Annotated in this window: 23 protein-coding genes; 2 read left to right on the plus strand and 21 right to left on the minus strand. The window is 43.7% G+C overall.

Translation table 11 applies throughout. The annotated features are described in order from the left end of the window. Positions 1-126: 126 nt before the first annotated feature. Together HF312_17625 and HF312_17630 are read right to left on the minus strand one after the other, a co-directional pair. Positions 127-789, minus strand: coding sequence for a tetratricopeptide repeat protein (locus tag HF312_17625; protein ID MCU7522039.1), 663 nt, complete (start codon positions 787-789; stop codon positions 127-129). A 101-nt stretch (positions 790-890) separates the two neighbouring features. After that, positions 891-1967 carry a tetratricopeptide repeat protein gene (locus HF312_17630; protein MCU7522040.1) on the minus strand — a complete coding sequence of 359 codons (1077 nt, stop codon included), beginning with the start codon at positions 1965-1967 and terminating at the stop codon, positions 891-893. A gap of 379 nt (positions 1968-2346) precedes the next feature. On the opposite strand from HF312_17630, the gene HF312_17635 reads away from it, so the two are divergent. Together HF312_17635 and HF312_17640 are read left to right on the plus strand one after the other, a co-directional pair. Continuing rightward, a complete protein-coding gene (locus HF312_17635) occupies positions 2347-2850 on the plus strand; it encodes a hypothetical protein (protein ID MCU7522041.1) in 504 nt (167 codons plus the stop codon). 111 nt (positions 2851-2961) lie between these two features. Beyond that, positions 2962-5547: a DUF3160 domain-containing protein gene (locus HF312_17640; protein ID MCU7522042.1), complete on the plus strand. Its 2586-nt coding sequence runs from the start codon at positions 2962-2964 to the stop codon at positions 5545-5547. 65 nt (positions 5548-5612) lie between these two features. Here the strand turns inward: HF312_17640 and HF312_17645 are convergent, their stop codons facing one another. The 19 genes from HF312_17645 to HF312_17735 all read right to left on the minus strand — a co-directional run bounded on the left by HF312_17645 (position 5613) and on the right by HF312_17735 (position 24709). Then, positions 5613-5975: a sulfite exporter TauE/SafE family protein gene (locus tag HF312_17645; protein ID MCU7522043.1), complete on the minus strand. Its 363-nt coding sequence runs from the start codon at positions 5973-5975 to the stop codon at positions 5613-5615. Between the two features lie 86 nt (positions 5976-6061). Further along, on the minus strand, positions 6062-6466 hold the full coding sequence (locus HF312_17650) for a VanZ family protein (protein MCU7522044.1): 405 nt from the start codon (positions 6464-6466) through the stop codon (positions 6062-6064). Continuing rightward, positions 6459-8027, minus strand: coding sequence for an NAD(P)H-hydrate dehydratase (locus HF312_17655; GenBank protein MCU7522045.1), 1569 nt, complete (start codon positions 8025-8027; stop codon positions 6459-6461). The genes HF312_17650 and HF312_17655 overlap by 8 nt, the downstream gene beginning before the upstream one ends. Before the next feature lie 112 nt (positions 8028-8139). Next, positions 8140-9573: an NADH-quinone oxidoreductase subunit N gene (locus HF312_17660; GenBank protein MCU7522046.1), complete on the minus strand. Its 1434-nt coding sequence runs from the start codon at positions 9571-9573 to the stop codon at positions 8140-8142. Positions 9574-9629: 56 nt separating this feature from the next. Beyond that, complete coding sequence (locus tag HF312_17665) at positions 9630-11165, minus strand: NADH-quinone oxidoreductase subunit M (GenBank protein MCU7522047.1); 1536 nt, start codon at positions 11163-11165, stop codon at positions 9630-9632. 3 nt (positions 11166-11168) lie between these two features. Further along, complete coding sequence (gene nuoL / locus HF312_17670; GenBank protein ID MCU7522048.1) at positions 11169-13106, minus strand: NADH-quinone oxidoreductase subunit L; 1938 nt, start codon at positions 13104-13106, stop codon at positions 11169-11171. Between the two features lie 7 nt (positions 13107-13113). Beyond that, the gene (gene nuoK / locus HF312_17675; GenBank protein MCU7522049.1) at positions 13114-13422 is read right to left on the minus strand and encodes an NADH-quinone oxidoreductase subunit NuoK; all 309 of its coding nucleotides are present in this window, start codon (positions 13420-13422) and stop codon (positions 13114-13116) included. Between the two features lie 42 nt (positions 13423-13464). Then, the gene (locus HF312_17680) at positions 13465-13980 is read right to left on the minus strand and encodes an NADH-quinone oxidoreductase subunit J (protein ID MCU7522050.1); all 516 of its coding nucleotides are present in this window, start codon (positions 13978-13980) and stop codon (positions 13465-13467) included. Between the two features lie 130 nt (positions 13981-14110). Further along, positions 14111-15406 (minus strand): asparagine--tRNA ligase, encoded by a 1296-nt coding sequence (gene asnS, locus HF312_17685; GenBank protein ID MCU7522051.1) that lies wholly within the window; start codon positions 15404-15406, stop codon positions 14111-14113. Between the two features lie 128 nt (positions 15407-15534). Continuing rightward, positions 15535-17118, minus strand: a complete 1584-nt coding sequence (locus HF312_17690; GenBank protein MCU7522052.1) for a Ppx/GppA family phosphatase — start codon at positions 17116-17118, stop codon at positions 15535-15537. Positions 17119-17157: 39 nt separating this feature from the next. Beyond that, positions 17158-18255: a glycosyltransferase family 9 protein gene (locus HF312_17695; protein ID MCU7522053.1), complete on the minus strand. Its 1098-nt coding sequence runs from the start codon at positions 18253-18255 to the stop codon at positions 17158-17160. A 15-nt stretch (positions 18256-18270) separates the two neighbouring features. Further along, positions 18271-18540 carry a hypothetical protein gene (locus tag HF312_17700; protein ID MCU7522054.1) on the minus strand — a complete coding sequence of 90 codons (270 nt, stop codon included), beginning with the start codon at positions 18538-18540 and terminating at the stop codon, positions 18271-18273. A 2-nt stretch (positions 18541-18542) separates the two neighbouring features. Further along, on the minus strand, positions 18543-19196 hold the full coding sequence (locus HF312_17705) for a deoxynucleoside kinase (GenBank protein MCU7522055.1): 654 nt from the start codon (positions 19194-19196) through the stop codon (positions 18543-18545). A 32-nt stretch (positions 19197-19228) separates the two neighbouring features. Next, positions 19229-19726 (minus strand): 2-amino-4-hydroxy-6-hydroxymethyldihydropteridine diphosphokinase, encoded by a 498-nt coding sequence (folK, locus tag HF312_17710; GenBank protein MCU7522056.1) that lies wholly within the window; start codon positions 19724-19726, stop codon positions 19229-19231. A 36-nt stretch (positions 19727-19762) separates the two neighbouring features. Next, positions 19763-20134 (minus strand): dihydroneopterin aldolase, encoded by a 372-nt coding sequence (gene folB / locus HF312_17715; protein ID MCU7522057.1) that lies wholly within the window; start codon positions 20132-20134, stop codon positions 19763-19765. Next, the gene (locus tag HF312_17720) at positions 20127-21047 is read right to left on the minus strand and encodes an EamA family transporter (protein ID MCU7522058.1); all 921 of its coding nucleotides are present in this window, start codon (positions 21045-21047) and stop codon (positions 20127-20129) included. The genes folB and HF312_17720 overlap by 8 nt, the downstream gene beginning before the upstream one ends. Next, positions 21037-21783: a peptidoglycan editing factor PgeF gene (gene pgeF / locus HF312_17725; GenBank protein ID MCU7522059.1), complete on the minus strand. Its 747-nt coding sequence runs from the start codon at positions 21781-21783 to the stop codon at positions 21037-21039. The genes HF312_17720 and pgeF overlap by 11 nt, the downstream gene beginning before the upstream one ends. A 304-nt stretch (positions 21784-22087) precedes the next feature. Further along, positions 22088-23356: an aminotransferase class I/II-fold pyridoxal phosphate-dependent enzyme gene (locus HF312_17730; GenBank protein MCU7522060.1), complete on the minus strand. Its 1269-nt coding sequence runs from the start codon at positions 23354-23356 to the stop codon at positions 22088-22090. A gap of 216 nt (positions 23357-23572) precedes the next feature. After that, positions 23573-24709, minus strand: coding sequence for a PLP-dependent transferase (locus HF312_17735; GenBank protein ID MCU7522061.1), 1137 nt, complete (start codon positions 24707-24709; stop codon positions 23573-23575). Between the last annotated feature and the right edge of the window lie 18 nt (positions 24710-24727).

Genomic DNA, 24727 nt, shown 5'->3' on the forward strand with positions numbered 1-24727 from the left:
TATTAAAACAGGTTCAACTCACTTTTAAACATAACTTCTCGGGCTACAAATGTTTTGCCCGTCGGAGTCGGGCTTAGTAACTGCGTAATTCTTACTGGTCCAATTTCATTGGAATTCTTAACTTATTTAATTTTCCTGGATATATCTTTTTCGGCAAAGGTCTTTTATTGTCTCTTTGTGATTATAAGTTTTGTAGAGGTTTAAAAAATCAGCTATTTCTTTGTTCCTATCCGGAAATTCACCGGGCAGCTTACTTACAAGACTGTCAGCTTCCTTTTTCTTTCCTAACTGCAATAATATAATTATTCCGTTACTGTAGTCAGTGAAGTCATGTTTTTCTTTAAAGCGCATCCGGTAAACTGCCAGTGCTTTTTCATAATTCTTTATTGCTTCTTTCTTGTTTTTATTACCTTCATACAGCATTCCCAGCAAAGCAATGCTTTCAGCCATCTCCGGACTATTCTTAATACATTTTTCCATTGTCTCTATTGCGTCCAGGGTACGCCCATAGCCCAAAAGAATATTTGCCTTATTGCCATAAGCCAGATAATAAGAGCTATCAGCAGTTATGGCTGAATCTAATAAGCTAATCACAAGCACTGCAACTCTGAAATCAGGCTTTTCCTTTACCATTTCCTTTTGCCATAGGCTTAATGCTTTATTGTTAAGCTCAATTGATGCCGAATTGAATTTACTGCTGCCAGCTGGTTTTTCATTTTCGCATTTGATTTGCGGAAAAATGAAGCTGGATATAACGGATAAAATTATAACAGATAGAATTATTTTCATTTTATCGCAGCCTGCATTTTACAAGTTGTTATTTACAAAACGTCCAGAAGAGTCCTGAGACGGAATTGTTTGTAATTCACTACCCCCGGGGCAATTTATTTCTACAATGAATAATCTGACCTATGGAATTTATGATCTTTATCAATTTTCAGCTGATGGCTCTTAAACCAATTAATGAACTCGCCGAACTTCTCCTTATTTGCCTCCTGCCAGGTGTCAAATTCATCTGAGGCGCCTGCCATAAGTAACCAGTGATTATAACTGTCAAAATAGCCATTGTCTATCAGAGCCTTGTGCCAGTCATATAATACATTTTGATAATTCTGGTTGTAATTTTCTGCAAAATACCTTTTTACAAAGTTTGTACGGATCCTGCTAAGACTCTCAAGCGAAATGCCCTTCTCACCCGTAATTGACATAGCGATCAAAGGTTCAAATACCCCCAATCCAAATGGAAGCCTTCCGGCTGAACCATCATCCTTTATAGTGACACTTCCATTTTTGCTAAAACTTATCTGGATTGTTGAATCGGATTCAAATTTAATTCCAGCGCTGTACGTATCAAATAGCAGCTTGCTTATTTCTTCCGTTCTGTCACTTCCACGCTCCATATTCATAAATATCTCGCCATAAAGAACACCCCATACTCTTTCTGTTGACGCACAAAACAATTTTGCTGCCCGGTAGTAGTTTGAGGGAAATCCAGGATCCGCCTGAATTCCTTTTTCGTAATATTTCAGTGCTTTCTGCAAACTGTCCTTCTGCATGTTTCCCATCTCAAGATAAAGCCTGCCTGAATTCGGAAATTTCTCAAGTCCTTTTTGATATATTCCTAAAGCACTGTCGCGTTTACCGGATTCATCCAGGATATTTCCAAGCATCTGATAATATTGGTCAGAAATATCTTTCATAATAAGTGTCTGCTTCAAAGTTTCTATTGATTTCCCAAAATCTTTCTTCAGATAATATGCATAGCCCAGTTCAAACCTGTAATCCGGTTTCTCAGGATCCAGTTTACAGGACTCGTTCAGCATAGTAATTGCCGTTTCCAGGTCGCCCTGATCCATTATCTTTACTGCTTTCAGCGCGGTTGAGTGCGCCTTCTGCTTATCAGTGTCAGACTGGCTGAAGACCGCATTGCAAATGAATAGCAAAAGAATAGTAGTTATTAATTTCATTTTCCCTCTTTATCTTTTTGAATACTAATTAAAATCCAGGCTTCGAAAGATTCAATCAGTTTTTCTTTATAAGTTTATTAGTTGACGAGTGAGCCAGCTTCAATTTCCACTTTCCAGCTATATAGATCCGGTTTCCTGATAAGTTAAAATTCTTTTCTTTCATACATATATATGGTGACAAGGAGCGTTTTCGGAAAATTATTTTATTTTTTTGTGGAATGCCATCAATTTTTGATCTTTTGGGAATATTTTATTGCATGCTGATTGTTCTTCGGTTTTATTTGTAGTTTGACTATTTTTGGTGCTGAATATTTTTTCCTCATCAGCTTAAATTAGAAATAAGTAAAATTCTGAAACCGTTTTTATTATAAAGGAATTCATGGATAAAGAATATTATATATTGTGGTACCGTCTGAATAAAAATGACAGATACCTTATCTGGTTCTCTGACGAATCTGACGGCGTCGTAACCGGCCCCTCGGGCAATGCTTTGAGCTTTAACTCCAAAGCTGAACTGCAAGAGTATGCTTTGAAGAATAATCTGGACATTACCTCTGAGGAACCGGAACTGCACAACCTAGACCTCGTCTCCGAGTGGATAAAGGAAAGTGATCCCTCATCTATTAATTTCAGCCAGTTCAATAACATATGGAACCTCTGGACAGACATTTCTAACAGCACGGGAAAAGGCTTTGATGAGGATATTGAATCCGCCGAAATGATCTATGATAAACTGTTCTGGAGCTGCACGTTGCCTACCGGGAAATCAGACGACCAGGAGTATATCCCCGAATGGACTGAAGATGAACTGAAAAATATGAGGGAACTGTTCTTAAGGGGAATTGATATGTTTACTCGTGCGGTTATTCCCTACTCTAAATAAATCCGGCATCTATTATTTCTGAGTCACAAAGGCCGGGGTGCGGACTAATAATTCCTTGAGATTATAAAGCCATTTCATTAACTTACCTTCAAACATAAAAAGAGGTATGTCGTGAAATGGTTTTTACGGTCTCTGGCAATATCTTTAGTGTTATTAAGCTTCTTTTCGGCGCCGCACGCCCAGACGCCTGACTTTAACGTAAACAGCTACAAACAGTTCCTTTCTGAAAACCAGAATCTTACAACTGAAAAACTCCTCGGTATGCATCCCACAGGCCTTTTTATGGGAAATCTGAGGCTTAACCACCTCTCAGGACTCTACGCCGACTCAATCGGGATTAAATTTAATCTCACTTCAGGGGAAAAGTCACTCCTGGATAAAAACGGGTTCATGGTAACCGAAAGGGTTCACTTCAATACGTTTCAAATTGCTTTTCGGGAAATCTACAACAGGGACCTACCTGTAATGATTACAAGCGATGCAGTTCTGCATGCTTTCCACATGTCGTACGATAAGATCCTTATGGATGTGGAGAATGATGTTCTGATACCAGAACTGAAAAGTTTCCTCAAAAGCCTGCATGAAAATCTTCCGGCTCTTAAGTCTGCTTACAGCGCTGATGCCGGGATGACCACATCGTTAAAAGACGTGGACATATATCTTACCGTTGCAAGAACGCTCCTTGAGGGACAGACGGCACCAGTATTTGCCGAGAACAGCAGCGAAATTACGGCTATCCTCCAGTTTATTACTTCTGAACAGCCGGCTAGTGTAAATCTGTTCTCCTCAACCGGTAAGTTAATAGATTTCAGCCAGTTTAAGACGCGCGGTCATTACACGAAAAGCCCCGCTCTTACCAGCTACTTTAAGGCTATGATCTGGCTGGGCAGAACTGAAATGTATCTTTCTGCCCCGCGCGCTTTAGAACCAGCTCCAAAACCTGAAGATATTCAAAGACAGACAATTGATGCAGCGCTTATTCTGGAAGCCGTCCAGGCTTCAGGAACAATGCCGCAATATGAAAAGATTAACGGCATCATTGAATTTTTTACCGGCGAACAGGATAATGTCACTCTCGTAAACCTTAAGAGCCTTACTCAGTCACTGAATGTTATTAAGGCCGGCGAGCTTCTGGATATCTCTAAACTTAAGACATTCCAGGATTCATTAAAAAACCAGTCTTATGCCTTTCAGAGGATCCTTTCACAAATAATATGTACCGGCTTTGATTCGCCCGACAGCATCGTTCCCGCTTCGGCTTTCATGCTCTTCGGACAAAGGTTTGTTATTGACTCCTACGTTACGGCACAGACTGTCTTCGACAGAATCTACTTCAACAACGAACGCATGAAAAGAATGCTCCCTTCAACGCTCGACGTGATGTATGCACTGGGCAATGATGCTGCAATACAGCTTCTTAAGCCGGAACTGGACAAGTACCACTACGGAACGAACCTGGCAGCTCTCAGATACCTTGTGGATTCCTACGGCGAGGACTTCTGGAATCTTTCACTTTATAACGGCTGGCTTAATTCCATAAGAAAGTTAAACCCGAAGAAGGATAGGTCAAATCTTCCTTCGTTTATGCAGACTGCAGCCTGGTGGCAGCAGAAACTGAATACACAGCTAGCCTCCTGGGCTCAGCTCAGGCACGATAACCTGCTTTATGCCAAGCAGTCCTATAGCGGCGGAGCAGGATGCTCCTTCCCTTATGGCTACGTGGAGCCTGTACCTGAACTTTACCTTGAACTAAAGAAGCTCTCTGAAAAGGCAAAGAATTATTTTTCGTCCTTCAATTTTTCAGACAGCTATACTAAATCTGTATTGAATAGTTATTTCTCAAATGCTATCACTATCTATACAAAACTGGCTTCAATATCTGAAAAGGAGCTCGGTAAAACTCCCCTTTCAGACGAAGATATGACATTTATTAGAAGCCTGGTCTCAACAGGCGGCGTCTGCGGTATGGACTTTCATCCGGGGTGGTATATGCAGCTTTTCTATCAGGGGGATGCGCTTGCCAACGACCCGGAATACGTAGTTGCCGACGTTCATACCGCCCCTACAGATGAAGCAGGTAACCCCACGGGCTGGGTCCTGCATGCAGGCACAGGGCCTGTTAACCTGGGCGTATTCTCGGTTGAGAGCCCATCGGGAGAGAGAATCACATATGCCGGTCCGATGTTGAGCTATTACGAATACCTTACTACAGGTTTCCAGCGCCTGTCGGACGAGGAATGGTTAAGCAAAATGAATATGATCTATATGAGCAATCCTCCTGCCCTGCTGCGCCCGGAATTTGTTAATCTTTACCTGACAGACTATTTGGGCAAGGAAAGACCAGAAGGACTCTCACTTCTGACTTCTGTACCGGACAGGCCGGATGACCAGCTGCCCCAGACAATGACGCTTGCACAGAATTACCCAAATCCCTTTAACTCAACTACTGTCATAAACTTTGTAATTCCTAATAAAATGGCAAACCGCCAGGTGACGCTTATAGTCTATAACGCGCTAGGAGTTGAAGTTAAGAAGCTGATCGATAATACCCTCCCTGCAGGCAATTATTTCATGCGTTGGAACGGGACGGATAACTTCAATCAGAGCGTGTCAAGCGGCGTTTACTTCTATAACCTGGTAATTGATTCTGAAGGATTAAAGGAAAAGGTTTCTGGGAAAATGATGCTTTTGAAATGACAAACATAAAAAATCCCCTGCGCTTACAATTGAACGCAGGGGATTTTAACAAAATCTAATCTTAACTACTTATTAAAAATCATCTTCAGCGATACGAGTAATATTATTACACCGAAGACTTTCTTCATTACTGCATCTGACAAACTTATTGATAACTTGGCTCCGAAAAGTGCACCTATAACAAAACCCGCGCAGATAAGTCCAGCAACCCTTAAATCAATAAGCCCTTCCTTGTAGTAGGTCATTGCAGCCAGTATGCCGACCGGTGGTATTAAAACTGCAAGGCTTGTACCCTGAGCCTGATGCTGCGACATTCCGAACAAAAACACCAATGCCGGAACAATAAGTATCCCGCCGCCGATTCCAATCAGACCGCTTAAGGCTCCGGCCGTAAGCCCCAGCAATATATAAAGAAAAATATCGGACATTTTTAGTTTCCTCTTTTGCATAGTAAAATTATTTCCAGAGTGTATAAACTCACTTTTCAGGATTTAATTATTCCTTCAGGATTTGATTATTCCTGGGGGGCCATTTTCCTGGTAAGCTGTTTTATTATAAATACAAGCAGAAGTCCCAGTAAAGCTCCGGTGACGTCTGCCGTAAGGTCAAGTATATCGCAGCTGCGTCCCGGCACCAGCAGCTGATGCAGCTCATCCAAAGCTCCGTAGACTGTAACTGTCAGTATCGTCATCAGAAACGGCCTTGAAGATAAAAGCCTGAATTTTTTCTGGAAAAGATAAGTAAAACAGAGTAAAACCGAAAGGACCATGTATGCGGTAAAATGCTCAATTTTATCGCTAACCCCCAGGCTCGGCACGTCGTTGCCCGGAAGAGTGGTCGCTACGAAAAGAACAATCCAGTAGAGGACGAGAGGAATATATATAAAATACATCTTATTTCTTTCTAAATACTTAAACACTTGATTTCCTTATAAATTTAATTGCTTCGGGTAAATTTTGAATAATGTCAGTAGCCATTATGCCATATTCAGTCTTATCCTTCAAGAGCAGGTCGGCTGAGAGGCTGTGCAGATAAACTGCAGATACTACGGCACCTTCTGTGTCCTCTGCCTGCGCTGCGAAGCCCGCAATTATACCCGTTAAAACGTCCCCGGTTCCAAACTTTGCCATCCCGGGGTTCCCGGTGCTGTTAATAAGAGCTTCCCCGTCAGAGTTAAAAATAACTGTCGGGGCCCCTTTCAGAACCAAAAGCGCCCCGGTCTCCTCAGAAAACCTGCGCCCATATGTCAAAACGTCACCCTGAAGTTCAGTAAGACTGATCCCCAGGAGGTTTGCAAATTCCGCCTGATGGGGAGTAAGAATGCAGTTACTCAAATCAAGGCTCTTGTACTTCCCTTCTCCAAGAGCAAAGATGGCATCGGCATCAATTACAATTTTCTTATTCTTATTCATCCTGATTGTTTCAACGACTGCTTCAACAGTTTCCTCGTCGCGCCCAAGCCCGGGGCCTATAGCCAGAACATCCATCCATTCAAAGCGCTTCTTCAGCTCTTCAATATTACCTTTGCTGAAAATGCCCCTGCCCTCATCTTTATACGGAAGCACAATTACTTCGTCCAGCTTGCTCTGGATTACTCCCTGGGCCGATTCTGGAAAACACAATATTGAAGCTCCGGCGCCTGAGTGCAGAACAGAAGAAGCCGTCATAAAAGACGCTCCCGGAAGGATATTTGAACCCGCAATTACCAGAACCTTACCGGCACTGTATTTATAGAGGTCTTTGGCCTTTTGAGGTAAATTAAAAAAAGCATCCTCAGGTTCAATTACATAAGTATCGACTTGAAAATTATCAAAATATTCGGGTGCAAGACCTATGTACCCTTTCTTAATTTCACCTGAAACAACGGCGCCTTTATTTACAAAAAGCCCTTTTTTAAGCTCGGCAAGCGTAACTGTAAGGTCGGCCACAAAGGCTTCATCGCCCGATCCCTTATCGGCATCAAGCCCGGTCGGAATATCAAGAGCTACCCGGACTCCGTTAAACTTATTCAGCTCTCTTACAATTTCAGCATATGGCGATTTAAGGCTCCCCGAGGCGCCTGTGCCTAGGAGCGCATCCACAATCAACTGTGAATTTTCAAGCCTTTTAAGGTCGCGCACCGATTTATACTGCCTCATAAAAGAGGTTTCATCAGAATAGTGGATTACGTTTTGAAGGATCTCAAAATTTGTGAGGGCGTCTCCTTTTAACTCCTCGGCGTCCGAAAGGTAGATTACACCTACCCTGAAGCCGGAATTTATAAAATGCCTGGCAAGCGCAAAGCCGTCACCGCCGTTATTGCCCCTGCCGCATACAATTCCTATTAAAGAAGACTTATTTAAGCCGGGATACTCTTCCCTTATTATGCTGAAAATGCTCAAGGAAGCATTTTCCATAAGAATGAGCCCCGGAATCTGAAGCTGGCCGATTGCATATTCATCAGCCGATCTTACCTGGGAAACAGAAAATAAAGGTATCATGTAATTACCTTTGTCCGTAAATATGTTAATGTAAAATGAACACTTCTAAACCAAAATCTAAAATATTATTCAAACCTTTCAGATACAAAAAATAATCTCAGGACCAGTTATATTATCTCAGGTACGAAGTAATCAGATCGATCAAAGTGCCCGGGAATAAACCGAACCCGATTACAAGCAGTGCTGAAATAATAACCGCAAGAACACCCTTGGAGTTATTGTGCACCGGCAGAGCTGCGGGCTCAGGATCCCTGAAATACATGTAAACAATTACACGGATATAGAAATAAACGCTGATAACGCTTGAAAGGACGCCTAAAATTGCAAGCCACGTCATGTCGGCCTTAATGGCAGAGATAAAGACATAATACTTTCCGAAGAATCCTGCAAAAGGAGGAAGCCCTGAAAGCGAGAACATGAAAAGAGCCATTAAAGCTGCAAGCACCGGGTGACGCTGGCTGAGTCCAATGTAATCGTCAAGTTCAAGCCTGGAGTCGTTTTCTCCTTCTATCATTGCAATTATACCAAAAGCCCCAAGGTTCATGAAAGTGTAGGCAATAAGATAAAACATTATGCCTGCAACGCTTTCATTGTTGCCTGCAGCAAGGCCTATTGCCATATAGCCAGCGTGGGCAATTGACGAGTAGGCAAGCATTCTTTTAAGATTACTTTGCGAAATGGCAACTATACTGCCGTAGAGCATGGAGAAGGTGGCAATTGCAGCAAAGTAAGGCCTGAAGACGTTTGCAGCGCTTCCGGGGAAAACGGCTCCAAGCGCAATAATAAGGACGCTGAAAGCAGCAGCCTTGCCGCCTGTGGACATGAGCCCCGAGACCGTGGTTGCACTTCCCTGGTAAACGTCAGGCACCCACATATGAAATGGGAAAGCAGCAATCTTGAATGAGAATCCGATTAAGAAAAGGAGCATTCCTGCAACAAACAAAATGTTGTGCGTCAGCATCCCGAAGTTAGTAATAATTGTATCTATATTTGTAGTGTGAGAGGTTCCGAAAATAAGAGCGATGCCATAGACTATGAAGCCTGTAGCAAATGAGCCCAGAAGGAAGTACTTCAGTGAAGCTTCATTTGCACTGCTTTTTTTCCTGTTAATGCCCGCAAGCACGTAAAAGCAGATTGACATCTGTTCAAGCCCGATGAAAACCATGAAAAGGTCCTTGGCTCCTGCCATCATCATCATGCCCAAAACAGAAGAAAGGATCAGGATATAATACTCGCCGAAATAGCTTCCGTACTTCTTTATATACTCCATAGAGCTTAAGACCGTAAGGGCCGCAGCAAGAGTAAAGAGGAAGTTGAATATTCCGACGTTGCCTCCATAGGCCAGCATGTTGTTATAAACCGTGCCCGTGTTGTTGAGGCTGAAGAGGGAATATGCCGAGGCTGCAAGAAGTACAAGAACGGAAAACCAGGGGAGTACTTTGTCGCTTTTCTCAGAAGTAATTTCAATTACAACTGAAAGGAACACTCCGGCACCAACTAGAATTAAAGGTAAAATATTATAAATATCCTGAATATGGTTTTGCATATCTACTCTGAAATAAAATCTTTTTTGCTGATTTTCTGTAATTTATATTTTCCGGCTTACTTACCTGCCACCGGCCTTATGTCGAAACTTGGAACTGAAACCTGCTGAATGATTGTGTTTGTAGATTTTTCAGAGAGTTTCAAAAATGTGCCCGGATAAATTCCGATCCAGATAATGAATATGAAAATCGGGACGAGCACCAGTATCTCTTTTTTAGTGAGATCTTTGAGCGCCAGAAGGTTCTCGTGCTTAACTTCGCCGAATACCACCCTCTGGTACATCCACAGGAGGTAAACGGCTGCAAATATAACACCCGAGGCGGCAAATATTGTAAAGCCCCAGCTGTTTAGAACAGGCGACTTGAACGATCCGAGTAAAATTAAGAATTCACCCACAAATCCGTTCAAGCCCGGAAGCCCCATGGAAGAAAGCGAAGCAATCATTAAAGCTACAGAATACAAAGGTACTATCTTTGCAATTCCGCCGTACTTTGCAATTTCTCTTGTGTGAGTGCGGTCGTAAATCATACCCACTAAAAGGAAGAGGGCGCCCGTAGAAAGCCCGTGGTTCACCATCTGAATTACGCTTCCCTGTATTGCTTCGGTTGTAAGTGCAAATATGCCTAAGACAACAAAGCCCAGGTGTGAAACCGATGAATAGGCAACCAGCTTCTTCATATCCTTCTGCACCATTGCAACAAGGGCCCCGTAGATGATTCCGATTACGGCAAGGACCGAGACAAAGGGCGCAAATTTCATTGCCGACTGCGGGAAGAGGGGCAGGCAGAACCTTAAAATGCCGTAGGTTCCCATCTTAAGCAGCACGCCGGCCAGTATAACGCTTCCTGACGTCGGCGCCTGAACGTGCGCATCAGGCAGCCAGGTGTGAAACGGGAACAAGGGAACCTTAATTGCAAAGCTTAAAAGGAATGCCAGGAACATCCACTGCTGAACTTCCTGCGGCACGGCTGGACCGATCTTATATAGTTCAAGCAGGTTTGTTGTAAATGACCCGGTAAATTTGGCAGCGTATATTCCAAGCCAGATAATGGCAATAAGCATTAAAAGGCTTCCGAACATGGTGTAAATAAAGAACTTCACCGAAGCATAGATCCTCTTTTCGCCTCCCCAGATACCAATTATAAAGTACATAGGGATAAGCATTGCTTCCCAGAAAATGTAGAACAGGAAGAGATCCAGTGAAACAAATACTCCAAGCATGCCCACTTCAAGCAGAAGCATGAAGAAGGTAAATTCCTTAACTTTTTTCTTTATGCTTCCCCAGCTCGAGAACAGTGTAATAGGGGTGAGGAAAGTTGTAAGCATAACCATCAGTATGGAAATACCGTCAACGCCTATGTGGTAACTTACATTAAGGTTACTGATCCAGACGATGTTGTGAATGAACTGAAAGCCCGCTTTGGAGCCGTCAAACTGCATGAATACGGCCAGTGACAGTATGAATGCGGCAAGTGAAACTGCAAGGCCCGTCCACCTGATTAGCTGTTCCCTGTTTTTATCAATGAATAACAGAAGTAGGCTTCCTGCCAGCGGCAAAAATAATAAATACGTAAGTAATTGGCTGTTTTCCATATATTATAGGCTTATAATTATCCAGAATAAAGCAACTGCTATACCCACCATCATTATGAGGGCATAGAACTGAGCGACACCTGTTTGAAAACGACGGATAAAGGAGGCCGTCCTGTTTATAAGGGCAGCGGATCCGTTAACAACTCCGTCTATAATTTTACTGTCCGTGAATTTCCAGAGCAAGGCCTCTGACCCCTTCTGCAAAGGCTGAACTACTGCGGCCTCATAGAATTCATCAACATAGTACTTATTGAGAAGAAGGTTGTAGAGTTTCCTGAGCTTCCAGGAAGTCCTCTCTGCAATGTCCTGACGCTTTGTATAAACGTAGTAAGCAAAGTATATTGAGCACAATGCTGCTGCAACCGAAACAAACATCAAAAGGAACTCTTCAGCGTGCGAATGCGAGCCGTAGAATTCAAGCTTCCTTTCGGCACTCGTGAATATGGGGGCAAGCCAGCTTTCAAAAAGGTTTCCGCCTTCGCCCGAGAAAACGGCAGGAAGACCTATATAGCCGCCAACTACAGACAGGAATGCAAGCACCATTAAAGGCACCGTCATAACAGAAGGAGACTCATGCGGATGAACCTCATGAGAGAACTTCTCCTTCCCATAGAAAGTCAGGAACACAAGGCGGAACATATAAAAAGCCGTCATAACTGCCGTAAGCACGCCAACGATCCAGAGAAGAATATTACCCTGTGCATATGCATACCACAGGATCTCATCCTTGCTGAAAAATCCCGAAAGCCCCGGGAATCCGGAAATAGCAAGGGCTGCAATTAAAAATGTCATGTAGGTTTTAGGCATGTATTTTTTAAGTCCACCGAAATGCCTTATATCCTGCTCGTCGTGCATGGAGTGGATTATAGAGCCTGCACCAAGGAACAGAAGGGCCTTAAAGAAGGCGTGCGTCATTACGTGGAAAATGCCTGAAGTAAAGGCTCCAACACCCATGGCCAGGAACATGTAGCCCAGCTGGCTTACGGTTGAGTAGGCCAAAACCTTCTTAATATCGTTCTGCACCAGTCCCACGGTTGCGGCAAAGAAAGCCGTCAGAAGTCCTACAACAGCAATTAAAGTCATAACTGCCGGTGCAGAGGCAAAAATAATTGAGCAGCGGGCAACCATATAAACGCCTGCTGTAACCATGGTGGCGGCGTGAATAAGGGCCGATACAGGAGTCGGACCCGCCATAGCGTCCGGAAGCCATACGAAAAGCGGGATCTGGGCCGATTTTCCGGTTGCACCGATAAAAAGGAAAAGAGCAATAAAGCTGAAAACTTTCTCGCTTACCGGGAAAAGTTCAGCCTTTGAGAATACCTCCTGGAAGTTCAGGCTGTCGAAAGTCATGAAAATTAAAAACATTCCGAGGAGGAATCCGAAGTCGCCTATCCTGTTAACAACAAACGCTTTCTTTGCGGCCTGGCTTGTAGTGCCTTTTTCGAACTTCCTGTTGTACCAGAATCCTATTAAAAGATAGCTGCATAAGCCCACGCCCTCCCATCCTAAGAACAAGAGTACAAAGTTATTGGCCAGTATCAGGTTCATCATTGCAAAGATAAAGAGGTTAAGATATGCAAAAAAGCGCCAGAAGCTCTTGTCTCCGTGCATGTAGCCGATTGAATAAACATGGATAAGGAACCCCACGCCTGTAACTACCAGTGCCATAACAAGCGAAAGCTGGTCGACGAGATACGCAACCTTAATATTAAGGCCGCCTGCGCTAAGCCACGTAAAAAGTTCAATTTCCTGTCTTCTGTCCCCCGCCGGAAGCTGAAGTGTCTGGAAGAAAGTCACAAGAACAATTATAAAAGACAGGCCGACGCTGCCCGAACCTATTATGCCGGTTATCTTTTCGTTATTAATTCTTTTTCCAAAAACCCCATTAATTAGAAAACCTAAAAGGGGGAGCAGGATTGTAAGATAAATATAGTTGACCATTAATTCTTTACCACTTAAAGATGTTGATCTCGTCTATGTTAACAGTTAATTTATTTCTGAATATAGCTATAATAACAGCAAGCCCTACTGCAGCCTCAGCAGCCGCAACGGTCATAACAAAAAATACAAAGATATGCCCTGCAGAACTTCCCAGGTATGATGAAAAAGCAACAAGCGTCAGGTTGGCCGAGTTAAGCATGAGCTCAATGCACATAAAGACTACTATTGCGTTTTTCCTTATAAGTACGCCGGTGACACCTGTAGCAAACATAAAAGCGCTCAGGGTCAGATAATATTCAATTGGTATTACATTCATAATTTTTGTCTTAAGTAAATTTTACCGGGATATGGTCAGATTTTAATCAAATTTCTTTTTTGCAAGAACCAGTGCACCTACCGTAGCAGCCAGGAGAAGGAAACCGGCGGCTTCAAACGGGAGCAGATAATTTGTATAGAGCTGTTTACCTATCTCTTCAACAGTGCCGGCCTTAATACTTTGGGCAACATCGGGGGAAAGGCTTTTTGAAGGGGAAGAGAAAAACACAAGGTATGCAATCTGGCAAAACACAAAAGCAGCAAGCACAATGGCAAAAATCTTGATTTTATTCTGCCCGCTTAAGAGCTTGTGTTCGCTTTTTGTATTCAGAAGCATCAGAACAAACAAGAACAGCACCATAATTGCACCCGCGTAAACGATCACCTGCACCACAGCAATAAACTGTGCATGAAGTATAAGGTACAATCCTGCAAGTGCAAAGAAGTTTATGACCAGGAATATTGCGCTCATTACAGGATTTGGCCTTGTGACCATAACTACAGATGAAACTGCGGCTATAAGTGCGAAAAATATAAATAATATTAATTCTAAAGGCATAAATTATAAATCCTAAAAACTGATTTCAAAATCCTAAAGGAACTTACAATTAAATCCACTTAACCCTGAACGGGCCTTAAACTAAAGGCTCATTCAGGGTTAAATTGTGAATTAAAGTTCCGGATTTAACCTACGGAGTGTTCCTGTAGATCATTCTTGCAAATGGAATAGTCTCTCGAACGTGTTCCAGGCCGCATATCCAGGCAACAGTCCTTTCAATTCCAAGCCCGAAACCGGAATGGGGTACTGAACCAAAGCGCCTTAAATCCAGGTACCATTCAAAAGCTTCCTGCGGAAGCTCCTGCTTTTTGATCCTTTCAAGCAGAAAATCCAGGTTTTCTTCCCTTTGGCTTCCGCCGATGATCTCGCCGTAGCCCTCAGGAGCAAGCACGTCAACGGCCAGAGCGAGGTTCTCGTTCTCAGGGTCGCGCTTCATATAAAATGCCTTTACTTCTGCCGGGTAACGGTGTACCATTACAGGACGGTCGAACTGGCTTGAGACAACTGTTTCGTCTGTTCCGCCAAGGTCGTTACCGTATTCAAATTCAATTCCGTTTTTATGAAGGATTTCAACTGCTTCATCATAGGAAATCCTCGGGAAAGGTCTTTTTACCGTCTCAAGCTTTGTTGTGTCGCGCTCAAGGATCTTCAGCTCCTCTGCCCTGTCTTTTAAGACAGACTGGACAATGTATTCCAGGAATTCTTCAGCAAGATCCATGTTATCATTGAGGTCGTTAAAGGCAACTTCAGGCTCAACCATCCAGAACTCAGTAAGGTGACGCCTGGTCTTCGACTTTTCAGCGCGGAATGTAGGTCCAAAGGAATAAACTTTCCCTAAGGCCATGGCGCCTGCCTCGGCATAAAGCTGTCCTGACTGTGTGAGGTAAGCCTTCCCTAAGTCAAAATAATCTGTAGCAAACAAAGTAGACGTACCCTCACAGGCGCTCGGTGTAATAATAGGAGCATCCATAAGTGTAAAGCCGCGGTCGTCAAAGAAGTCGCGTATAGCCTTAACTATTCTGTGGCGGATCTTGAGTATGGCTACCTGGCGCTGGGAACGGAGCCACAGGTGGCGCTTATCCATGAGGAATTCAACTCCGTGTTCCTTAGGTGTAATCGGGTAGTCTGTCGACTCTGAGATCGCCTTGAGGTCCACTACATCCATTTCATAGCCGCCTACAGCGCGGGGTTCTGCTTTAATTTTTCCTGTAATCTCGAGGGAAGATTCCTGCCCAAGCCTGTCAGCCGTTTCAAAAACTTCAGGGGAAACATTTCCCTTAAATACGACGCACTGAAGGAGGCCTGTACCATCCCTTAGGATTACAAATTTTACCTTTCCGCTGGATCTTTTATTGTAGAGCCAGCCTTTTAAGGTCACTGTCTGATCTACATATTGCGATAGATCTTTAATGTATACTTTTTGCATAATCTGATTCTGGTTTAATATTTTAGTTATCAAATATAATGACGAGTAAAATCAAAAGCAAAATTTATTGATTTTACGGGGGAAATTTGTAAGACCTCATAAAAACAGGGTTTACGGGGAGGAATGCTTCAGTTGTTTGCGGCTTCTTTAAGTCCGTCTTTTTCCGTGGAAACTGTAACTTCACGGCTGAAAACCTCTTCCATGAGTGTTTTTCTCCTTTCCAGGTTCCAGAGCTCAATTTCAGGGTATTCGCTGTTGTGAAATAGGGTCAGGTGGATAGTTTTGGGATCCACATTCACTTTAATCCTTTCAATTAAGGACGCGTGAGTGCGGTCGAGTGAATCTGCAACCCTCAATATGGAAGCCAGTTTTCTTATAACCGTCTTGTCTTTTTCAGCCATCTTGCTATAATCACTATGGCTCGGTTTGGGGTAGCTTTTTCTGTGATAGCGGGCTGTCTGCGCAATGATCTCAATTTCATTTTCACTGAAGCCCAGAATTTCTGCGTTCCGGATGATATAATAGCTGTGCTTATGGTGCTGTGAGTGGGAAATATGGTATCCCACGTCGTGCAGAGTGGCTGCAGCCTCAAGGTACTCCCTGTTCTCCGGGCTTAAAAGATGGACCTGCTCCATCTGGTCGTAGATCTGAAGCGCAAGGGTGCATACGTGCTGTGAATGAGCCTTGTCGTAGTTGCACATTTCGGCGAGCTTCTGGATGCTCTGCATCCTTATGTCCTCAATTCCCGCTTTCCGCTCAAGTGGCCTCATCTTGTGCATAAAGTCCAGTATGGTCCCTTCCCTTAATGCATAGCCTGAGACAGTCATTTCCTTGAGGCCCAGGGCTTTTACGATAGTGTTTAAGATTATGAGTCCTGCCGGAATTATGTCGGCTCTTTTTTCATCCAGACCTTTGATCTTTTTCCTTTCCTTTACGCTTGCCTTCTTAAGCGCGGCGTCTGTAACTTTCTGCAGGTCATTCTGATGGAATTGATAGTTATTAAGGAGCATATTTTCAGGCATTGAGCCGCTTTTTTTAGCCTGTATCATTAGTGCCGCAGCCATGATCGTGCCTGAGGCCCCGACGGCAGTCTCAAAGCCGATCTTTTTTATCTCCTTTACTGTAGAGTAGATTTCTCCTGAGACCCAGTTTGTGCATTTTTCAACGGCTGACTTTGAGACCTCAAAATCGGGAAAAAACATCTGGCTTAAGCGCACGGCACCGAGCTTCAGGCTCTTTGCAAAAAGCATCCTTCCCTGCTGGCCTATTATCATTTCAGTACTTCCGCCCCCAATATCAATGCAGAGGACCTTGCTGTTGAATACGGGAACAGCCTGCAGTATGCCGAGGTAGATCAGACGGGCCTCTTCAATTCCGCTTATAACCTGGATCTCAATTCCTGTTTCGTCATAAACCCTCTGAATGAACTCATTGCGGTTTAAGCTTTCGCGCACGGCGCTCGTTGCTACGGCGCGTATTACGGCGTCATATGACGAGGCAATTGTCTTAAAGCGCTTGAGTGTTGCAATGGCCCTTTCCTGGGCATCGGGCTGGATGTGTTTCTTATCGGGACTGCTTCCAAGCCCCAGGCGGATAACCTCCTTCTCGCGGTCAACTATTTCAAAGCTTCCGTTCTCATTTACTCTTACCACTATCAGGTGGAAAGAGTTAGTGCCGACGTCAATTGCTGCAAGATGGCTGTTGGTCTGCATTGTTTTATCTTTCGTAATAATAGACTTAATAATAGGCTCTCAGCGTTTGAGTTCAGAGAGCTGTTTTTTTTCCGAAAGGGCCTTTTCACACAAAGCGTATACTTCATCAACCGAAATGTCGTCAATTATATCAGACTTTCTTATAAAAACCTTATTGCTGCCGCTGGGCGCCCAGTTATAAGGGTTAGTAGGGCCGAAAATGGAAACCTGCGGTGTTTTCGTGGTTCCCGCCACGTGCATGATGCCCGTATCGTTTGTAACAAACAGGTCGGCCTCACTAACGAGCGCAGCAACCTCAGGAATACTGCGGTTCAGGAATAAAGAAGGCTTGACTGCAATATACTTTGTAAGATAAGAAATTTCTTCCATATCGGCAGAGCTGCCCGTTAAGAAAAATCCTGCCCTGTAAGTACTGTTCAGCCTTTCAATCAGTTCGGCGTACTTCATAAGGGGCCAGCGGTTCGGGGGCTTGCCGGCTCCGACGTGAAGGCCTATTAAAATATCCTTCCCCTTAAGGCCGTTGGAATGGATGAAATCACCTGCAGCTTTACTGTCTGATGAATCATAAGTAATTTCAGAGGTGTAGTCGTTTGTACTGATGCCGAAAGGACGGACTATCTCCAGGCAGAATTCCGACACGTTCTGATCGGGATGCCTGTTCCAATCCATTGTAACCCGCCTGTCAAAAAAGAAATCGTACTCATTTTTCATTCCGTTAAGCTCTTTAACCCCTATCCTCACCCGGGCGTTTGCAAGGCGGGCCATAATGTTGCTTGTAAAAGATATGGATACCGTAACAGGCACAACGGCAAGGTCGTATGGCTTTCTTAGAATATTCCTTAACTTTGAAAAGTACGCAGGTGAGTAGATTTTTCTCTTGTCAAAGACAAAGTACTCGTCAATATACTTATTTTTAGTAATTGCCGCAGCGTTCTGGGGACTAACAATTACTGTAACGCGTGACCGGGGATAAGTTTCCTTTAAGGCCCTGAAAAATGGCACGCATGCCAGCAGGTCGCCAAGCTGGTTATGCTGCCTTACGACGAGTATGTTTTCCGGTTTGCCTATATCAGAGGACTTGTTTTCCTTCAGGGCAAACGCGTTTTTTATTAAGCTGTATAATAATCTCTTAAACACAAAGGATCTCTAAAATTATTCTTTACCGGTGTTATCTTTATCTTTTTTTTCTTCTTCTTCCGGTTTTATATCTTCGAACTCGGCATCCACAATGTCCTTCTGGCTGATATTATAATGGTTCCTTGCCTGAGCCTGGCCGTTCGGGTTTACACTTGAGCCGTGAATATTGTTGTCGCTAGTGCTGCCGCGCCTGCTGTTCTGCAGCAGAAAAACATTTATAATTCTTCGTATGAACTTAAAGATAAAATAAAAAATTATTGTCCAAATTATTAATCTAAAGAGCATTTCTAACCTTTTGATTCGGGTTTAAAGTATTCATTTATTCCCCTGTCTTTCCTGAATATCTGAGCATAGAGTTCATCAAAGTCCTTTTCATTATGCACAAAATCAATTTCCGTAGTATTCACAATGAGCAGAGGGGTACTGTTATATTTAAAGAAGAAGTTATTGTAAGCCTCGCTCAGCTCTTCAATGTAGCTGCGCGTAAGGTTACGTTCTATTCTTCTGTTCCTTTTCTTAATGTTAAGCATCAGCCTGTCAAGGCTCGACTGAAGGAAAACCACCAGATCAGGTTTTCTTAAGTCCCTGTGCAGAAGGGGAAAAAGTGTCTCATAAAGCTTCAGCTCATCCCCCTCCAGATTTAAATAAGCAAATATCCTGTCTTTATCAAAGATATAATCTGAGACCAGGAACTGGCTGAAGAGGTTCTCCTGGTTAAGCTGCTGAAGCTGCTTGAATCTGTTAATAAGGAAAAACATCTGTGTCTGAAACGAATACCGTTTCCTGTCCGAGTAGAATTTCTCCAGGAAAGGGTTCTGTTCAAACTGTTCGAGAACAAGATTGGCCCTTATTTTTTCAGACAGTTTGTGGGCCAAAGAGGTCTTACCGGCTCCAATAACTCCTTCAATAGCGATAAACTTTATATCAGTATTAAGCAAAATGCCAGCTCCCAAATGTTTTTAGAAAAAAATATTTATAGCTCAGTTGACAATTTCTTAAGTATCAGCTTTTCCAGCTCGCTGGTGTTTATTTGAGAAACTTTTTTCTTTAAGACCGGATGCTCAAACTCCGGGGCTATTTCCACCAGCGGCACGAGTACAAAATCCCTTAAGAGGACTTCCTTGTGAGGAACAGTAAGCCTTTCGCTGGAGAAAACGGTATCGTTGTAGAAAAGAAGGTCTATGTCAATTTCCCTCGGGCCCCATTTAGGACCTTCAACGCGCCCGATTTCCTTTTCAAGATTTTTTATCCACGGATGCAGCTCCATTAAAGAGCGTTCTGAACTGATCTGTATTACGGCGTTAAGGAATGGGTTCTGCTCCTTCAGGCCGTATGGCTCTGTTTCATAGACCGAGGAGACCTTTTCCACACGGGTCTGCCTGTCGGCACGTATCCTGCTTACAGCCTCCTTAAGAAAGTCTATCCTGTTGCCTTTATTGGATCCAAGTCCCAGAAATATATTTTCAGTCATAACCCTTTAACGTTTTCGGAATGTATAATGTTCAAATTAAATTTCCTCTCTGCCCTTTACAACCTCAGCTTCAACATAGTCCACGTAGCCGCCTACAGGGACGTTAATTTTTCTTACCCTTACGGCAACTTTCTCTATTTTCGTAAAATCCCTCAGGAGCCCGTCGGCAATATGCATGGCCAGGGTTTCAATGAGTTTATACTTTTTTTCAAGAGCCAGTTTGCAGATGTACTTATACACCTTGTCGTAATCTACGGTTTCCTTCAGGCTGTCGTGCCCCGAGGCATCCAGGAAGTTTGTGTAGATATCCACATCGGCCTCGAACTTTCCACCCAGGTTCTGTTCCTCTGAGAAAAATCCGTGATAGCCGTAAAAAGTAGCTTTTTTAATTCTTATAACGTTAATCATTTACACCTGCTCTTTGCACTACGAAGTAATTTTTAAGGCCCTTAAAATTAGCAAATAAAATTGCTATAAGCACTAATGAACTTCCGATTAAATCCCTTGAGGTAAGTATTTCACCCATAAAGACCGCACCCAGTATCATGGCAACAATAGGGGTAACGAAAGAAGTAAGCGATAGCAAAATAATGTTTATTCTCTTCAGCAGCCAGTAATACGTTGTAAAAGTGAGAATTGTGCCGAAAATGGCCAGATATGCAATTGAAATCAGCGCTTTCGAATCGAGCTTTATGGCTGAAACGTCTTCAAAAATGAGCCCTGCTATTGTAAGTGAAACCCCGCAGATGAGGATCGGTATAAAATTCATTGACAAGGGATGCAGGTGCTCGCCATATTTTTTGACCATTACGGCAATTGCAGCCTGCAGGACGGCCCCGAGTAAAATGGCAATCATCCCCCAGAAACTGAAGCCTGAATCCCATGAGAGATTCTTTGAAAAAATGATAATAATGCCTAAAAACCCCATTACCATGGCAGCTATCTTGTCGCTGTGTATCTTATCCTGCGGGATTGCCATGCGCGAAAAAATAAGGACAAAAAAGGGCATCACAGCAAACAAAATTGCGGCAAGCCAGCTTGGTATATAGTTCTGTCCCCAATAGGAAAGTCCGAAAGGAATTACAAATGAGAATACACCAAGAATTATGTAAAGCACAATGGAGCGCCTGTCGGTCTGTATTTTAACCCCCTTGTACTTCATATAAAGGTAGAGGGCCACAGAGGCTAGTGAAAACCTGAATCCTGCAGATAAAATCGGGGAAACGGAATCAAGGCCTATCCTGATAGCCATCCACGTGGAGCCCCAGACAAGGCAGACCATTGCATAGCCTAGAATAATTTTAATTTTTTCAGCGTTCATTTGTGTCCTTCATTGCAATTATGCCTAAGAGCCTTCCCGAATGCAGCCCGTCGCGCCTGTAGGAATGAAGCAGGTTTTCCATCTGGAAAGTACAGAGTGTGGAAACCTGAATATTTGATCTTTGTACCCCGGCATCAAGAAGGATGTCGAGATTTGCCCCTTTAACGTCCAGCAGGTACTTGTCACCTGAGGGTTTAAGGTACTTTTCGTCAAAAAAGCCTGTAAATTCCCCTCCCACCTCGTAATTATTCTGGCTTATTGAAGGCCCGATATAGGCAATGAGGTCCTCAGCGCGGGAATTATAGTCCTTTGCCATCTTCTCAATTGTATTGGCAAGAATTCTTTTCTGCGTTCCCCTCCAGCCCGAATGAACGGCTGAGATAACTTTATTTACCGGGTCATAGAGAAATACCGGTGTGCAGTCGGCAACCGATACGCCGAGCCCCAGGTTTTTCTTGTCTGTAATCATGGCGTCGCTTTCGCCGCAGAGGCCTGCTTTTTCCGTATAGGTGCATATGTCGCTATGTGTCTGTTTCTGCAGGGCGACCGATTTTTCAGAGAGGTTTAGCGCGTGAAAGAACTCGCGCCTGTTCTGTTTTACCCTTTTGGGGTCGTCTCCCACTGAAAGCGAGAGGTTAAAAAAGTAAGGTGCCGGGGAATCAGAATTTATTTTAGTACTAAAACCGAAAACAATTTCAGGGTATTTCCTGAAAATCAAGCTTTGCAATATAACCATAACAGATGATCTGCCTTTTTGAGAATTTTATAAAACGGACACATAAAACTATCAAATAAAAGCTGAATAAAAAAGCAAAAAGGGAAAGCACCATAGAGAGGTGTTTTGATGGGAAAGTGGCGGATTTTGGCTGAATAAACTAAACCTGACTAGCCCCGAGCTTTTAGCTCGGGGTTCCGGATATCCATCACTCTCGTTTGGGCTTTAGCCCCAGACCATACGGCGAAAATCTGTGGCTAAAGCCCCTGGGTGTTGACAAATCCTTAACCGCCGACCTAAAGGTCGGGGCTAGTCATTTCTAAAATTAAACTACCTTCAGGCACTCTTCCAGGTCAGTAAGGAGATCGTCTGTGTTTTCAAGGCCTATGGCAAGCCTTATTCCTCCGGGGTCTATCCCCTTTTCAAAAAGCTTGTCGGAGGGAACAACCGAGTGCGTCATTGAAGCCGGGTGCTCAATTAAGGTTCTCGTGTGCCCCAGGCTTACGGCCAGAGTCATTGTGTATGCATGGTCGGCAACATAGTTCATGTAGCGCCTTCCGTTTTCGCGGCTTTCTTCGGCAGTTGCACCTTTAAGGACAAAATAGATGAGGCTCCCGGGAGCAAAATTACCGTTAAAGTCAACCATCTGTTTCTTTGCAAGTTCATAGAACCTGAATTCCGGAAGCCCGGGGTAATTTACAAATTCAACCTTCGGATGGCGGCTTAAATACTCAGCTATTCTCTGTGCGGACCTTATCTGCTGGCGCTGCCTTACGGCAAGTGAAGGAAGCCCGTAGGTCAGAATGGCCCATGCGCTCTTGGTGTTCAATACCCCGCCAAAATCCTTGCGGTAAAGTAATAGCATATCGCGGTAAGTCTTTTTCCCTATTACAACGCCTCCCATATCGGTTCCGAAGCCGCCAATTCCTTTTGTAAGGGAGTGTACAACAAAGTCGGCCCCAAAATCCAGCGGGCGCTGGCAGTAAGGAGTTGAGAAGGTATTGTCAACTACAACCTTTATCTGGTTAGCCTCAGAGCGGTCCTTATTTACCTCTTTTACTATCTCAGCGATTTTTTCAATGTCGATGATAACGAGGTTCGGGTTGGCAGGGCTTTCAAAGTATATTACCTTTGTAGCGCTATTTATCAGGTTCTCCAGATTCTGGGGATCTGTAAGATCTGTATAAGTTACTTTTATGTTATACCTTGGATACCAGTTATCCAACAGAGAAATTGTGCAGCCGTAGAGTGTTTTATGAGCTATAATTTCATCTCCTGATTTAGTTAGCACACCCAGTATGCCCGAGATTGCGCCCATGCCGGAGGCATACGTTACGGCCGTTTCCCCTTTTTCCACGTAGGCCAGGTTTTCTTCCAGTATATCCTTATTCGGCTCACCAAGCCTGTCGTATATATATATGGGTGTTTCATCTTCCCGCATGCTCGGGGTATTGGCAAAGCTTATAAAGCCCTGGGCTCCCCTTTCCACAGAATCCAGGCGGAATGTAGTTGAAGAAGATATTGGTGAAACCACGTGGTGCGAATAATCCCATTTTGTGGTGATATTCTTTCCATAGATCAGGTGCGTATCCATGGAATACTTTGTGTCGTCAACAACCTTGTTATTGTTTTTGACGTTAGACTCAGAAGCCATAAAACCTCCTCAGGTTGAATAGTGGGTTTTAAGTTTCACGTTCCGGCAGGGCCTTAAAACATAAGACTTAAAACTGTCGTTCTATTATTTATTTTGGTCCTTTATTTCCTTTCTTGTTATAAGTTTTTTACACACGGGTATAATATGGTTTTAACTTCATATTTTCAACCCTCTTTCTATGTCTTCAATCAGGTCCTCCACGTCCTCAAGTCCAACTGACAAACGGACGAGGCTTTCTGTAAGTCCGAACTTTTCCTTCTCGGCTTTCGGCACCGAGGCGTGCGTCATTGAAGATGGATGCGAGATGAGGCTTTCAACGCCTCCCAGGCTTTCTCCCAGAGTAAATACTTTTACGCTTTTAAGGAGGTTACGGGCCTTCTTTTCATCCCCCACCTCAAGCGAAATCATTCCGCCGAAACCCCGCATCTGTTTTTTTGCAAGCTCATGCTGTGGATGCGTCTGAAGCCCCGGATAGATTACCCTTTCAACCAGGCCCGACTTATTAAAGTATTCAGCCAGCGCCATGGCGTTAGAGTTATGACGCTCCATCCTGACGGCAAGCGTCTTTGTAGAACGGAGTATAAGCCAGCAGTCAAAAGGCGATGGCACGCCGCCTGCGGCATTCTGAATGTATCTTAAGCGTTTATGAATATCATCATTGCTTGTAATAAGAATTCCGCCTATAACGTCGCTGTGGCCGTTGATGTATTTTGTGGAGCTGTGAATTACAATGTCTATTCCCAATGTAAGAGGATTCTGGAAATAAGGGCTCATAAATGTGTTATCCACTACACTGATCAGGTTTTGCTTTTTACAGACCTTTGCAGCTTCCGCGAGATCTGTAAGAACGAGCATTGGGTTTGTGGGGGTTTCAAGAAAAACGAGCTTTGTATTTTTCTTTATTGCCTTTTCAATATTTGAGGGGTCGCTGGTATCAACCCAGGAATATTCAATTCCAAAGTCCTTCATCACAAGTTCAAAGAGGCGGTAAGTTCCGCCGTAAACGTTATGCGAGCCTATAACATGATCTCCCGCCTTAACGAGGCTCATAAGGGCGTGCTCGGCTGCAAGGCCTGAGGCAAATGCAATTCCGTACTTTCCTTTTTCAAGCGTGGCGACGTTTGTTTCAAGCGCCTCACGGGTCAGGTTCTGGGTCCTTCCATATTCGTACCCTTTGTGTTTGCCCAGTTCCTCCTGTGCGTAGGTTGATGTCTGATAGATCGGAGTAATTACGGCGCCGGTTGTTGGGTCAGGCCTCTGCCCGGCATGAATAGCATCAGTTGAAAATCCCATGGTAATTCCTTTTTATTT

It is taken from the genome of Ignavibacteria bacterium, assembly GCA_025612375.1.
Taxonomy (GTDB): Bacteria; Bacteroidota; Ignavibacteria; order Ignavibacteriales; family SURF-24; genus JAAXKN01.